Source organism: Actinomadura sp. HBU206391 (assembly GCF_014323665.1).
Classification (GTDB): Bacteria; Actinomycetota; Actinomycetes; order Streptosporangiales; family Streptosporangiaceae; genus Actinomadura_C.
In genome coordinates this window covers 11,950-25,027 of the sequence record NZ_JABVEB010000007.1, presented here as the reverse complement: position 1 = coordinate 25,027, position 13,078 = coordinate 11,950, and the positions used below count along the sequence as shown (strand labels likewise).

The following is a 13,078-nucleotide window of genomic DNA, read 5'->3' as shown; positions in this document are numbered from 1 at the left end:
GGTCCGTACAGTATCCCCGCGTCGCGATCGTGGTTCCCGGCCCATGTGCCGGGCCCCGGCTACAACGGTGACGCCGCCGGGCCGCCCGTGGGTCCGTGCGCCAGCCGTTGCCCGCCCTTGCGGGCCCGCAGGCCGGCTGTGATCAGCAGGATCCCGAAGATGATCGCGTAGATCCCGATGAGCCAGGCCACCGCCACGGCACCCGACACCGGCCAGAACAGCACCATCACACCGAACAGCACCGAGACGAGACCGGTGAGAAGGTGGATCCACTCGCCCGGGAGTTCCTTGCGCAGCCGGATGGCCGCGAAGATCTGAAAGATCCCGGTGATCAAAACCCATGCGCCGATGAGGATGGTCAGCGCGAAGAGTGTCGCACCGGGCCAGAAGAACGTGACGACCCCGATCAAAATGCCGGCGATGGCCCCGAGGATCAGTGGGATGCGCCCCGTGCCCTGGGCCCGCACCGCGGCCAGCGCCGCGAAGACGCCGTCGACGAACGCGTAGGCGCCGAACACGACGGCGAGCACCAGCAGGGTGATCCCCGGCCAGATCAGCGCGATGAGCCCGAAGGCCACCGCCAGCACGCCGCGCACCGCCAGCGCCGACCAGTGCCTGGCGAGATTGTCGAGCATGCGTCTCACGTCCCTTCGTCTGGTTTGCGAGGGATGTCTGATCGGTTCCTCGCCGCGACCGTGGCCGGTCAACACCATAAAAGAGGCAGATATCACCAAACGCGGCATTACTCGCAAATCGCTTTCGGCCGCCGCGAGCAGCGGTTCGAAAGCGAGGTCCGCTAGGCCTGCTCCGCGGTGACGGGAGTGCGGTGGAAGACGCTGACCACGTCACTGATCCGGTCGAGCATCGCGCCCTCGCCCAGTTCGGGGAGGATGCCGCGCTCGGCACGGCGCTGCGCCCAGCGCGGTGCCGGGATGGCCGACCCGTTGGCGCTCTGCCAGCGCTCGGTGAGCTCGCCCAGCGTGTGCCGGGCCTGCTCGAAGGTCTGCCCGGGCAGATCCACCTGCCGCGCCTGACGGGACAGCATCTCCACGGCCTGAAGCGCCCGCGCGGCCTCAGCGGCCTGGCTCTCGCGCCGGGCCGGGCCGGCCACGCTCAGGACGGTCGCCAGCATCGCCGCGCCCAGGGCGAGCGTGCCGGCGAGGACGGCGAAGCGCGGGACGGCCAGCATCATGCTGCCCGCCGCCCCGGCGGCGATGACCGCGAACGTGCCGAGCCACACGTGCGCCATCCGCCAGAGCTTGACGGTCTCGGCCTGCCCCAGGGCCGCCCGGGCGCAGATCTCCTCGATCCGCTGCAGCTCGGCGCCGACCGCCATCCGCCACATGGGGTCGCTCTTCACGAGCACATCGTTTTTGGCCATGGTCACGCCGTCCCCGCTCGCCGTTTCAATTACCACGCAAATCAATCAGCGTCTCATTGCCGTCATCAACACCGGCAACACAACCCATGACCCCTCTTGACCAGGGAATTGAGTTGATCGCCCTATGATCACCTGGCGCGGCCGCCGGAAGCGCTCCCTTGCTGGTCCGCGGCGTGTGGGTTACGGTCCCGCTGCGACGATGTGTCCTCCATAAAATGGAATTCGTGAAATGTCCTCCGGTAGTCACCCGACCATCGGGTTCGTCACCGCGAACATCCATGTCGGGGTGGGCGAGACGGTCTGGGCGGGCGTCGCCGACGCGACCGAGCGGTACGGCGCCAACCTGATCTGCTTTCCCGGCGGGGAACTGCACGCCCCGGAGGGCCATGGGGCCCGGCGCAACGCGGTCTACGACCTGATCGGCCCGGACACGCTGGACGCCGTCGTGTGCTGGACGTCCGCGGTGGCCTTCGTCCTGAGACCGTGCCCCGCTGGCCGCGGTCGCTCGACACCGTCAGCCTGACCACGCCGCCGGGCGAGCACGCCGCGCTGGACAGCTACGACGCGATGCGCACCGCGGTACGGCATCTCGTGGAGGTGCACGGCCATCGCCGCGTGGCCTGCCTGCGCGGCCCCGAGGACAACCATCACGCGCGTGAGCGATACCGGGCGTACGCCGACACCCTGCGGTCCTGCCGGCTCCCGCTCGACCCCGCGCTCGTGTCGCCGCCCGCGGATTTCGAGCGGGACGCGGGCGCGTCCGCCATGCGCGCGCTGCTGGACGTGCGAGGGCTGCGGCCGGGACGGGACTTCGACGCCATCGCCGCCTGCAGCGACGTGCTCGCCTTCGGCGCCTCGCGCACACTTGCGGCGCACGGCATCGGCGTGCCCGCGGATGTGGCCGTCGTCGGGGTGAACGACTCGCCACAGGCCCGGCTGGCCAACCCGCCGTTGACCTCGGTGGCCCTGCCCTTCCACGCCCAGGCCGACCACACCGTCAAGACCCTGCTGGCACGGCTGGCCGATGAGCCGGCCCCTCAGCCGCGCCGGGCCGGGCCGCGGCTGGTCGTGCGGCGCTCCTGCGGCTGCCCGGCGCCGGTCACCGCCGGTTCGGCCGAGGACCTCGCGTACGAGTTGTGGCGCGCCGACGACCTGGCCGGCCGGCTCCAGGACATCAGCCAGGAACTGATCACCACTCGCGACATCGCCACGCTGACCGACGTGCTGGGCGCGGGTCTGCCGTACCTCGGGATCAAGAGCTGCTATCTCGCGCTGTACGACGGGACCTTCGACCGCGCGCGGCTGGTGTTCGGCTACGACGACGGGCCGCTGGCGCTGGAGCCGGGCGGGCTGCACTTCGACGCGCGGCGGCTCGTGCCGCCCGGCATGCTGCCGAGGCAACGCCGCTTCAGCCTCGTGGTCGAGCCGCTGTACGTGCTGGACGACCCCATCGGGTTCGCGGTCTTCGAGGCGGGGCCGCACAACGGGCTCGCCTATGAGGTACTGCGCAAGCATCTCAGCGCGGCGTTGAAGGGGATGATGCTCTTCCAGGAGGTCCTCGACTCCCGAGACCGGGCGCAGCAGGCCGACCGCTTCAAGACCTCGCTGCTGACCAACGTCACCCGCGAGCTCCGTACACCGCTGAACGCGATCATCGAGGCCACCGAGCGGCTGCGCGACCCGTGCGGCGCGGGCCAGATGCGCGACGGGCTGACCGCCATCCGGCGTAGCGCGGAGCGCCAGTTGCGGCTGATCGAGGACGTGCTCGATCTGTCCCGGGCCGATATCGGCGCCCTCGACCTGGCGCGCGAGCCGGTCGACCCGCGCCCCCTGCTCGACGCGGCGTTCCGCTCCGTCGCCGACCGCGGGGCCGACATCGCCTGGCGGCTGCGGCTGCCCGACCGGCTGCCGATCATCCAGGCCGATCCGGTGCGGCTCCGCCACGTCGTCATCGGCCTGCTCGGCACCGCCCGCAGCGGCCGGGTCGTTCTCGGGGCCAAGGTGCGACCGCCGAACCTGCACATCTGGGTGGAGCACACCGACCTTGAGCTGTTCGAGCCGTTCGGCCCGGATCTGGAACTCAGCCCGGCGCTCGCGCACCGGCTGATCCGGCTGCACGGCGGTTCGATGGCGGCGACGAGCCGGCCGGACGGGGGCGAGGTCCTCGACATCGACCTGCCGCTGCCGACCCTGGGCGACCGGCCGCTCGACGGCGGCGACGACCTCGATCCGGTGCTGCTCTGCGTCGGGCTCTCCGCCGACGAGGTGCCCGGCATCACGGGCCTGGTGGCCCAGGGGTGGACGGCGTGCGGGTGGACGAGGCCGGGCTGGACCGCGCGGGGCCTGGACCCGGGCGATGACCTGGACGCCGTTCTCGAGGCGGCGCCCCCGACGGCGCTCACGTGGGATCTGGGCCGGGCGGACCCGCACGACTGGCCTCTGGCCGAACGGCTGCGCGACGATCCCCGGACCCGGCAGCGGCCCGTCCTGCTCTATGCACCGTCCGATCCCCCGCGCCGATCGAGCCTGTGGGAGATCGTGGAGGCGTTCCGGCCGGCAGCCGTCAGCGGCCCGGTGCTGCTCGTGGACGGGGACTCCCGCACGCGGTCGCACCACCGGACCCTCCTCGCGAAGGGGCTGCCGGGTCATCCCGTGCGCACCGCCGACGACGGAGGCGCCGCACTCGCCGCGATGGCCGAGGAGGTGCCGGGCCTGGTCGTGCTCGACCTGGCCCTGCCGGACATGGACGGCCTCGACGTGCTCGACCGGATGCGCCCGGATCCACGGCTCCGCGAGGTGCCGGTGCTGGTGCTCACCACCCGGCCGCCCACGCTCGACGACGTCGAGCGGCTGGAGCCGCATGCGCAGGTGACGCTGCAGGTCAAGGGGATCCTGTCGGAGGAGGAGACCGTCCGGGCGGTACAGCGCGTGCTGAAGACACAGCGCCAGACGAGCGCACTGGTCCTGCGGATGCTGGTCTACCTGCACCGGAACTACGCCCACCAGCTCACCCGGCGCGGCATCGCCCGGGCGGTCGCGGTCAGCGAGGACTATCTGAGCAGGGTGTTCCACCGGGACCTCGGGATCTCACCCTGGGACTACCTCAACCGGCTCCGCATCCACCACGCCAAGGATCAGTTGCGCAACACCGGCGAGAGCATCCAGGTCGTCGCCCGCCGGGTGGGGTTCCGCGACCGCGCCTACTTCAGCCGGGTCTTCCGCAAGCTGACCGGCGTCACGCCGCAGGCCTTCCGCGAACATCCCGAATAGCCGCCCCGGCCGCGGAACCCCGCGGGTGCGGATCCGCGGCCGAGGGCGGCCTCTCAACGCGTTCTCAGCACGGGGAGGCCGGTCACGGGCGGCCCGGCGCACGGCGCCGGGCCGCCCGGAGGCCCGCCGAGTGCGCCTAGATCCTGCCTACGCCGGCACCGCTCCGAACGGTGTTCCTGACGTTGGCCGCGCTCTCGACGGTGTAGGAGTAGGGGATCCCCGCGACGCTGCCGCCGGTCTCGCCGCTGCCCGAGTTGGACAGGTAGTTGTTGCGGGCGACCAGGGCGCCGTCCGGCGAGCTGCCCTCGCCGCGGTGGAACGGGTCCTCGACGTTCTCGAAGTAGTTGCTCTCGACGAGCACGCCGGCGTTGCAGGTGGAGGCCACGCCATAGCTGCCGATGTTGGAGTAGTAGTTGTTGAGCACGTGCACGGGGTTGCCGAAGCGCACCCGCGGGTGCCGCTGGCCGGTGCCGTCGAACCAGTTGTGCACGTAGGTCACCCGCAGGTGGCCGACGTCCTGGCTCCGGTTGTCGTCGGAGTGGCCGAGCAGCGCGGTCTTGTCATGGCCGAAGAAGCGGTTCCACGAGACCGTGATGTAGTCGGAGCCGCGTTTGATGTCGAGCAGCCCGTCGTAGCCGTCGGTCAGTGAGTTGTGGTCGAACCAGATGTTGGTCGACCCCTCCTGAACGTTGATCGAGTCATCCGCCGCTCCGCTGAAGGTGAGGTTGCGGACGATCACGTTCCTGACCCCGCTGAAGTTCAGCCCGCCGTTCGTGAACCGGCCGGACGTTCCCACACCGATGATCGTCTTGTTGGAGGCGACCTTGACCATCCCGGACAACGAGATCGTGCCGTTGATCTGGATGATGTACCTGGTGCTGGACTGGGCGTAGCCGGCGAACTGCGAGGCCGAACCGGCGGTCACCGTGGCGCCGCCCGCGCCGCCGGTGGTGCCACCGTTCATGCTGGCGAACCCGACCGGGCTCGACTCTGCGAACGGCGCCACGGGGCCGGGTACGGCGCCGACGGTCTGCGCCTGGCTCTGCAACCCGAAGCCGGCGACGAGCGTGACGGCCACGGCGGTGGCCAGAGCGGCCAGCCCGGCCGGGCGAATCCGCTTGATGGACTTTCTCATGAGGTGGTTCTCCGTTCTGAGGGGGTTTGCGGAGAGGACGGAGTTCGTCGGACCAGATCACCTCCTGCGGTGGGCGCCCCCGCACGATTCGGAACGTGACCCCTGCGGCCTGTCCTGCCGCAACGTGACGCTAGGCGAAGGGTGTGGACGATCGTGCACACTGTGTGGACAATTGCGCCCTGCCGCACGGACGTGAGGTCACGTCCCTGCTCCCGGCCGGTCTCACGGTGGTCCCCCGTCCCGCGTCCCACGACCCGCCGCCCGCCGGGGTGGACCTAGATACACCCCGTACCGGGGGTTCACGGCCAGTGTGCACAACGCGGCGCGGTCGGCACACTGAGATCGGGACAAGGGACCTAGTGAGCACGCGGAACAAGGAGCTGAAGGTCATGGACGTCGTTCAGAGAGCGAGAGAGAGCGGTGTCGCGGCGCTGCGGGGCCTGGCGCTGTTCTGCTTGACCACGGTGGTCGGCCTGACGCTGTTCTCCGTGACCGTGCTGGCGATCAGCCTCATCGGGATCGGCATCGGGATCTTCCTCCTGCCCCCCGCCGCCGACGCGGTGCGCCGCCTGGCCGACCGCTCAAGGGACCTCGCCGGACGCTGGGCCGGCACGCCGATCGCGCGGCCGTACCTGCCCCGTCCCACGCCGGAGCCCGGCTTCACCGGCCGGTGGCAGCGGTGTCAGTGGGTACTCACCGACAGGGCGTTCTGGCGGGATCTGCTGTGGACGCTCACCGACCCGATCGTCGCCGGCTTCACGGCGCTGCTACCCGCCGCGTTCATCGTGCAGGGCCTGTTCGGCCTGATGCTCGCGGGCGGCGTGTGGCGCCCGATCGTCGACACCTACGGTGGCACCCAGTGGTACACCTTCCTCCCGGTCGCCGACCAGCCCACCGCGCTGCTGGCGGGGGTGCTCGGCGCGGTCTACATCGCGATCGGCCTGGGCACCGGGCGGCGCCTGCTGGCCGTGCACGCGTCCTGGACCCGGGTGCTGCTCGCCCCGACACCCGAGCAGGCGCTGGCGCTGCGCGTACGGCACCTGACTCGGACCCGCACGGACGCCGTCGACACGCAGGCGAGCGAGCTGAGGCGGATCGAGCGGGACCTGCACGACGGCGCGCAGGCCCGGTTGGTCGCGATGGGCATGAGCCTCGGAGCGGTCGAGCATCTCCTCGACCGCGACCCGGAGAAGGCCCGAGTCCTGCTGGCCGAGGCTCGTGAGACCTCCGCCACGGCGCTGAGAGAACTGCGCGACCTGGTCCGCGGCATTCATCCGCCGGTGCTCGCCGACCGCGGCCTCGGCGACGCCGTCCGCGCTCTGGCGCTGGACCTGCCGATGCGGATCGACGTCGACGTCAACCTGCCGGGCCGGCTCGACCCACCGGTGGAGTCGGCCGCGTATTTCGCCGTCTCCGAACTGCTGGCGAACGCCTCCAAGCACTCGGGCGCTCAGCGGGTCTGGATCGACCTGCGGCACCACGACGGCTCGCTGCGCGTCATCGTCACCGACGACGGCATCGGCGGCGCCTCGGTGGCCGACGGCACCGGGCTTCGCGGCATCGAGCGCCGGATCGGTACATTCGACGGAGTCCTCGCCCTGAACAGTCCCCAGGGCGGCCCCACCATCGTGACCATGGAGCTGCCGTGCGCGTCGTCCTCGCCGAGGACCTCACTCTGCTGAGGGATGGTCTGGTCCGACTTCTCGAGGCATACGACTTCGAGATCGTCGCCGCCGTCGCGGACGGGCCTTCGCTGCTGACCGCCCTGGTCGAGCAGCGGCCCGACGTGGCGGTGGTGGACGTGCGCCTGCCGCCGACGTTCACCGACGAGGGACTCCAGGCGGCGCTGCGGGCCCGTCGCGAGGTTCCGGGCCTGCCGGTGCTCGTCCTCTCGCAGTACGTGGAGCAGTTGTACGCCCGTGAGCTGCTGGCCGACGGCAGCGGAGCGGTCGGCTACCTGCTGAAGGATCGGGTCTTCGACTCCGCCCAGTTCGTCGACGCCGTACGCCGGGTCGCGACGGGCGGCACCGTGATGGACCCGGAAGTGATCTCCCGGCTGCTGGCCGGCGGCGCCCGCGAGGAACCGGTCACCCGGCTGACCGCGCGCGAGCGGGAGGTGCTCGCCCTCATGGCCGAGGGCCGCTCGAACGCCGCCATCGCGCAGCGGCTCGTCGTCACCGAGCGGGCCGTCGCCAAGCACACCGCGAACATCTTCACCAAGCTCGACCTGGCGGTCTCCGAGGACGACAACCGCCGGGTCCTCGCGGTGCTCGCCTACCTCAACCGCTGACGGTCGGCCTCCCCGCCCAGGAGATCAGCCGGCGCCCGTGACGAGGTGGACGGGTAGATGTGTGACACCTCCGCCGACCACGGCGGGGCGGCCGCCGGTGAGGCGCAGGTCGACGATGCAGCCGTTGGGCAGCACGTAGACCTCGGCGAACCGGCGGTAGTCGCGCATGTCGGCGGCGTCGGGCTCGCGGGTGCCGGTGAGCACCGACCAGATCAACGCACGCATGAACAGCCCATGGGTGAAGACGGCCACGAGTCCCTCAGACCCGGTGTCGACGCGGCCGAGAAGGTCTCCGGTCCGGCCGATCAGAGCGGCGAACGACTCCCCACCTCCGCCGTTGACGTAGGTCGGGTCGCACCGCTCCCAGTAGGCCTCCACGTGCGGCCGGCGTTCCTCCCCGGTCGTCGACGGACCGTGCAGGCTGCCCAGATAGGTGAACTCCTGGACCGGCCATTCCTCGTAGGGGACGTCGGGGAAGCGCCTGCGGGTCGGCTCGGCTGTCTGCCCGGCCCGGATGAACGGCGACGACACGATGAGCGAGGGCGGCTCGGTGAAGACCTCGGCCACCCGCTCCGCCTGCTCCCGGCCTACGGCGGTGAGAGGCGTGACGGCGGGCCCGTTGGTCGGTAGCCCTGCGTTCGACTCGCTCTGGCCGTGTCTGATGAGCCGAACGCGCACCAGCCCTCCTCGACTTGACTCGCCCCCTCACGCAGGCGTGTCCGATGTCAGCCAGCGGAGTAACTCCGATGCCCTCGAATCGGATGAGCATCGTGACGGTGCAACATTTCTCGAGGAGTGTGACATGCCAGACTCGACCACGGCCACCTCACCTTGGCCGACGCGCAAGTGGTGGGCCATGTTCGTCACCGCGCTGGCGGCCTTCCTCGTGAACTGGATCCAGGCCGGGGAGCTCAACAGGGAGATTCTGATCGCCCTGGTGGGCCTCGGAGCCCAGGCGGCCATCACCTATCTGGTGCCCAACGACAGCACTCCCGGCGGGGTTCCGCTGAAGCGCAAGTAGGCGCGGGGGCGCCGTCAGTTCTTGCGGCCGATCCCGCCGACCACCCAGACCGATTCCGGATCGACGGTGGGCTCGCCGGGATCCGGCCGCCACGCGGGCAGATGCACGACGCCCGGCTCGACGAGCTCGAGTCCGTCGAAGTAGGGATCGATCTCGGCCTTGTTCCGGACGTTGCACCGCGGCTCACCCCTGGTGCTCCCGCGGCGGAAGAGCGCCCAGAGATCCGCCGTGACCTCGGGGCAGGTATCCGAGATCGCGTGGGCGATGGCGAGGTGACTTCCCGGGGCCATGGCGTCCCGCAGCCGTTTGACGATCCCGGTCGCGACGTCGTCCTCGTGGATCCCCTGGAGCAGCGACACCAGCAGGAAGGCGACCGGCTGCTCCAGATCTATCAGTGACGTGAGGCCGGGGTGGGCGAGGATGTGCTCGACGTCACGCGCGTCGGCCTGCACCACGCTGGTGTCGTCGTTGCTGACCAGCAGCGCCTGGGCGTGTGCCACCACCACCGGGTCGTTGTCGACGTAGACCACCCGGGAACCGGGGGCCGCGGCCTGCGCTATCTCGTGGACGTTCCCTCGGGTCGGCAGCCCGCAACCGATGTCGACGAACTGCCGGATGCCGACCTGCGCCAGGAAGCGGACCATGCGCCCGAGGCACTTGCGGCTCTCGCTCATGAGCAACGGCAGGTCCGGGGCCACTTCCAGAATTTTGTCCGCAGCCTCCCTGTCGACCGCGAAGTGGTCCTTGCCACCGATGATGAAATCGAGGACGCGTGCCTCGTTGGGCATCGTCGGATCGAAGCGGGGAAGTTCCCGTTCCGAAGGTGCCACCGTGATCCCTCCACCCGATCGATTCCATCGAGGCTAACGCCGACCGGGACATAACGACATAGTTACTGACGCTGTTGCAGCAGCGTTGCATTGCTCGCGAAATCGTTCAAGACACCCAGCCTTTCGACCTAGCGGCCGATCGCCCGGACGGGCCCAAGGCGGACCGAGGACCACACCGGTCGGACACCGGGTTCGGCCGGAACCGGCGCATTGACCGCAGACCTGACGAATGCGAGGTTCGGGAGTGGACCAGAGGCGGAACAAGGGGCTCCTGACATGACCGACCTGCCGCGGTTGCCGTTCGAACGAGCCAACCTGCTGGAACTCTCGCCGGCGTTCGCAGTCCTGCGGAAGGAGGAGCCCGTCACCAGGGTCCGCACCAGCACTGGAGACGAGGCCTGGCTCGTGACCGGGTACGAACAGGCCCGCAAGATCTTCGCTGACGAACGATTCGGGCGCTCCCACCCCACGCCCGAGACCGCTCCCCGGCTGTCCAACTCCAGCCTTCTCGGCGGGCCGCAGGGCGAGCACGCCACCGAGAAGGCGGCGCACGACCGCATGCGACGGCTGCTCGCACCCGCCTTCTCCGCCCGCCGCATGCAGGCGCTGGCCGGGCGCGTCCAGCAGCTCGTCGACGACCTGCTGGACGAGATGGAGGAGCACGGGCCGCCGGCCGACCTGCATGAGCTGTTGTCCGTCCCGTTGCCCATACAGGTGATCTGCGAGCTGCTCGGTGTGCCGTACGAGGACCGCGACCGATTCCGGGCGATCGCCGACGACATGGGAGACCTGCGCGACCTGCGCCGTTCCGCGGCGGCACGTGAGGAGATGCAGGTCTACACGCACGGCATCGTCACGGCCAAGCGCTCCGACCCGGGCGAGGACGTGTACTCCGATCTGGCCGCGGCCGACCTGCCGAGCCACGAGGTCGCGACGCTCGCCGGAGGCCTTCTCTTCGCGGGCCACGAGACCACGATGAACCAGATCGACTACGGCGTGCTGCTGTTGCTGAGCAACCCCGGCCAGTTCGAAGCGCTGAAACGCGACCCGAACCTGACCGACGCGGCAGTGGAGGAGATCATGCGGATGGGCGCGTCGAGCGAGCACGGGCTGATCCGCTACGCCCATGAGGACGTCGAGGTCGACGGGGTGACGATCAAGGCCGGCGAACTCGTCGTGCTGGCCACGGTCGCGGCCAATCGCGACGAACGGGTCTACCCCGATCCCGAACGGTTCGACGTCACCCGTGAGTCCACTGATCCGCATCTGGGATTCGGGTACGCGATCCGGTTCTGCCTCGGGGCGAGCCTGGCCAGGGTGGAGCTGCGCGCGGTCTTCGGCGCACTTCCCCGGCGCTTCCCCGCGCTGCGGCCGACCGTGCCGCTCGATCGCCTCGAACAGCGCCCCGACCAGCTGACCGGCGGCCTCATGGCACTGCCCGTCACCTGGTAGCCCCGCCGGACCCGGCCCGGCCGGGCGGGGCCGGGAAACCGCTGGAGATCCGTCCCGCCGGGCGTAATGCTTGGGCGCATGGCGTACGGGGACCGGGTGCGGCCGAGAGCACCGGTGGTGGATCTCACCGACCGGCGCGCCCTGGAGCAATGGCGGCCGGCGGACCCCGGCACGGTCGAGGCGGCTCGGCGGCTGAAGGAGCAGGCGCTGCTGGATCTCGGGATGACGCACAGCGCCATCGCGTCATGGATCTACACCAAATGCCACCACCAGATCGCGACCACCGCGGTGGGCACCGCCGCCGTGCTGGCCTCGGGCGACGGCACCTGCCTGCTGCTCTACAACCCGGACTTCTTCGTGGCGCTCGGTCTGGAAGGCGTGCGGTTCGTCCTCTTCCATGAGGCCCGGCACCTGGTGCAGCGGCATCTGTTCGCCGACCGGGAACTGCGCGAGGACCCGGTCTTCATCGTGGCTTGCGAGGTCACCGTCAACCACGTCGCCAAGGTGCGACTGCGCGAGGCCGGCCTGCCCACGATCGACGGCGAGCCGGTCGGCATCGACCCCGAAGAGATCCACCGCGCCTACCGCGCCGACCTCGACGCCCAAGGCGCCGACTCGCTCGACTACGCGGCCTTCATCGCCACCGACATGAGCGTCTACCGCGAGCTCGGCCGGATGCGGCACCCGCCCGTGCCGGGACCGGTCTGCGTCCACCTGCTGCTCGACGACGCCGGGCTCGACCAGGAGACCGTCGACCGCGTCGCCTCCGACGTGCTGCGCAGCGTGCTCATCGCCGCCCGGCGCGGCGACGTCGCGGCGCGCGGGGAACTGCTCGACCTGCTCGGCCGCACCGAGGGCGCCAGTGACCGTGTCGACCGGCTGTGGGGCGACCTCGGCGCACACGCGCTGCGCGGTGTCACCACGCGCACCCGGCGAGTCGACTGGTGGCAGCGGTGGCTGGTCGACGTGCTCGCGTCCAGACTGCGCGAGGGCGAGCGGCTCGTCTACCCGAAGAAGCGTGGCGCGCTGCTCGCGGCCCTCGGTCACGACCCCATGCTGGCCCGCCGTGGGCCCGAGCGGGTCAAGACCGTGGTCATCGCGCTCGACACGTCCGGGTCCATGCTCACCCCGCTGGTCGAGTGGTTGACCGAACTGGTCGGCCAGATCGACGGGGTAGAGGCGCACTGGCTGAGCTTCGACGCGATGGTGATGCCGTTCCGGCCGGGCGAGCGGGTGTACGGAGGGGGCGGTACGAACTTCGGCGTCGTCCGCGACTACGTCGAGGGCCGCCACGCGGTGAACGGCGAGCGCCTCGACGAACATCCCGACGCCGTCATCATCGTCACCGACGGCCTCGCCCCCAAGATCAGCCCGGCGCGGCCGGACAAGTGGATCTGGCTGATCACTCCAGGCGGCGACGACTGGCCGGAGCGACGGCACCCTCCGATGGCCTGCCACCGGGTGCGTCCCGCATAGGCGTCGGCGCAAGCGTCGGTACAGGCGTCGGTACAGGCGTCGGCACAGGCGTCGGCACAAGCGTCGGCACAAGCGGGGGCACAAGCGGGGGCACAAGCGGGGGCACAGCGCTCGCATGGACGTCCGCGTAGGCGCCCGCACGGCGTGCCGCGACCGCATCGGCGTGGGCGGGGCTGTGCGATCGCTCACTGGCGGCGGGTGTGGATCACCCCGTACGGTGTCG

Annotated in this window: 12 protein-coding genes; 7 read left to right on the top strand and 5 right to left on the bottom strand. The window is 70.5% G+C overall.

Translation table 11 applies throughout. From position 1 onward, the window contains the following. Positions 1–59 precede the first annotated feature (59 nt). The gene (locus tag HKK72_RS05320; protein ID WP_187233103.1) at positions 60–635 is read right to left on the bottom strand and encodes an HdeD family acid-resistance protein; all 576 of its coding nucleotides are present in this window, start codon (positions 633–635) and stop codon (positions 60–62) included. Positions 636–796: 161 nt separating this feature from the next. After that, a complete protein-coding gene (locus HKK72_RS05315; RefSeq protein ID WP_187233102.1) occupies positions 797–1,381 on the bottom strand; it encodes a hypothetical protein in 585 nt (194 codons plus the stop codon). Positions 1,382–1,610: 229 nt separating this feature from the next. Between HKK72_RS05315 and HKK72_RS05310 the strand changes: the two genes are divergently transcribed. Together HKK72_RS05310 and HKK72_RS05305 are read left to right on the top strand one after the other, a co-directional pair. Then, a complete protein-coding gene (locus HKK72_RS05310) occupies positions 1,611–1,904 on the top strand; it encodes a hypothetical protein (RefSeq protein ID WP_187233101.1) in 294 nt (97 codons plus the stop codon). Continuing rightward, entirely contained in the window at positions 1,865–4,651 is a 2,787-nt protein-coding gene (locus HKK72_RS05305; protein WP_187233100.1) for a substrate-binding domain-containing protein, read from the top strand. The genes HKK72_RS05310 and HKK72_RS05305 overlap by 40 nt, the downstream gene beginning before the upstream one ends. Before the next feature lie 136 nt (positions 4,652–4,787). Here HKK72_RS05305 and HKK72_RS05300 read toward each other — a convergent pair whose 3' ends face one another. Further along, positions 4,788–5,786: a polysaccharide lyase family 1 protein gene (locus tag HKK72_RS05300; RefSeq protein WP_187233099.1), complete on the bottom strand. Its 999-nt coding sequence runs from the start codon at positions 5,784–5,786 to the stop codon at positions 4,788–4,790. Between the two features lie 389 nt (positions 5,787–6,175). Between HKK72_RS05300 and HKK72_RS05295 the strand changes: the two genes are divergently transcribed. After that, a complete protein-coding gene (locus tag HKK72_RS05295; protein WP_187233098.1) occupies positions 6,176–7,468 on the top strand; it encodes a sensor histidine kinase in 1,293 nt (430 codons plus the stop codon). Then, positions 7,432–8,076, top strand: a complete 645-nt coding sequence (locus HKK72_RS05290) for a response regulator (protein WP_187233097.1) — start codon at positions 7,432–7,434, stop codon at positions 8,074–8,076. Before HKK72_RS05295 ends, HKK72_RS05290 begins: the two co-directional genes overlap by 37 nt. 24 nt (positions 8,077–8,100) lie before the next feature. Here HKK72_RS05290 and HKK72_RS05285 read toward each other — a convergent pair whose 3' ends face one another. Further along, positions 8,101–8,754, bottom strand: a complete 654-nt coding sequence (locus HKK72_RS05285; protein ID WP_315987086.1) for a histidine phosphatase family protein — start codon at positions 8,752–8,754, stop codon at positions 8,101–8,103. A 124-nt stretch (positions 8,755–8,878) separates the two neighbouring features. On the opposite strand from HKK72_RS05285, the gene HKK72_RS05280 reads away from it, so the two are divergent. Then, positions 8,879–9,097 carry a hypothetical protein gene (locus tag HKK72_RS05280; RefSeq protein WP_187233096.1) on the top strand — a complete coding sequence of 73 codons (219 nt, stop codon included), beginning with the start codon at positions 8,879–8,881 and terminating at the stop codon, positions 9,095–9,097. A gap of 14 nt (positions 9,098–9,111) precedes the next feature. Here HKK72_RS05280 and HKK72_RS05275 read toward each other — a convergent pair whose 3' ends face one another. Continuing rightward, entirely contained in the window at positions 9,112–9,927 is an 816-nt protein-coding gene (locus HKK72_RS05275) for an SAM-dependent methyltransferase (RefSeq protein WP_187233095.1), read from the bottom strand. 276 nt (positions 9,928–10,203) lie between these two features. On the opposite strand from HKK72_RS05275, the gene HKK72_RS05270 reads away from it, so the two are divergent. Both HKK72_RS05270 and HKK72_RS05265 read left to right on the top strand, forming a co-directional pair. Next, positions 10,204–11,379, top strand: a complete 1,176-nt coding sequence (locus HKK72_RS05270; protein WP_187233094.1) for a cytochrome P450 — start codon at positions 10,204–10,206, stop codon at positions 11,377–11,379. A gap of 78 nt (positions 11,380–11,457) precedes the next feature. Beyond that, entirely contained in the window at positions 11,458–12,855 is a 1,398-nt protein-coding gene (locus tag HKK72_RS05265) for a DUF2201 family putative metallopeptidase (RefSeq protein ID WP_187233093.1), read from the top strand. The last annotated feature ends 223 nt before the right edge of the window (positions 12,856–13,078 follow it).